General features: G+C 65.7%; 1 protein-coding gene. It reads left to right on the top strand.

The genetic code is table 11. The annotated features are described in order from the left end of the window. A partial coding sequence (locus AB4Y36_RS40425; protein WP_368685932.1) for an efflux RND transporter permease subunit occupies positions 1-853 on the top strand: 853 nt, incomplete at both ends.

The following is an 853-nucleotide window of genomic DNA, read 5'->3' on the forward strand; positions in this document are numbered from 1 at the left end:
ATCGGCTCGCGCGAATACAACGTGGAGATGAACGGCAGCACGCAAACCGTCGCGGCGCTCAACGACCTGCCCATCAAGACCGTGAACGGCAGCGTGGTGTATGTGCGCGACGTCGCGCACGTGATCGACGGTTACGCGCCGCAAACGAACATCGTGCGCGCGGACGGCAAACGCGCTGCACTCCTTACGGTCGAAAAGACCGGCAGCGCCTCGACGCTCACGATCATCCAGCAGGTGAAGGCCATGCTGCCGACGATCGCCGCGGGCCTGCCGAGCGCGCTCAAGATCACCCCGCTCTCCGATCAGTCCGTGTTCGTGAAGTCGGCGATCTCAGGCGTGGTGCGCGAGGCGCTCATTGCGGCTTGCCTCACCGCCGCGATGATCCTGCTCTTTCTCGGCAGCTGGCGCGCCACGCTCATCATCGCCGTGACGATCCCGCTCGCCGTGCTCACGTCGCTCATCGCGCTCGCGGCGCTCGGCGAGACCATCAACATCATGACGCTCGGCGGCCTCGCGCTTGCGGTCGGCATCCTCGTTGACGACGCCACCGTCGCTATCGAAAACATCACGCATCATCTTGAGCGCGGCGCGCCGCTGCACGACGCCATTCTCAACGGCTCCGGCGAGATCGCCGTGCCGACGTTCGTCTCGACGCTCTCCATCTGCATCGTGTTCGTGCCGATGTTCCTGCTTTCGGGCGTGGCGCGGTATCTGTTCGTGCCGCTCGCCGAAGCCGTGGTGTTCGCGATGTGCGCGTCGTACTTCTTCTCGCGCACGCTGATTCCCACGCTCGCCATGTATCTGCTGCGCGCGCGCAAGCCTGACGCTGCGCCCAGGCGCGGCATCGCCGGTG

It is taken from the genome of Paraburkholderia sp. BR10936 (assembly GCF_040965735.1).
Classification (GTDB): Bacteria; Pseudomonadota; Gammaproteobacteria; order Burkholderiales; family Burkholderiaceae; genus Paraburkholderia; species Paraburkholderia nodosa_A.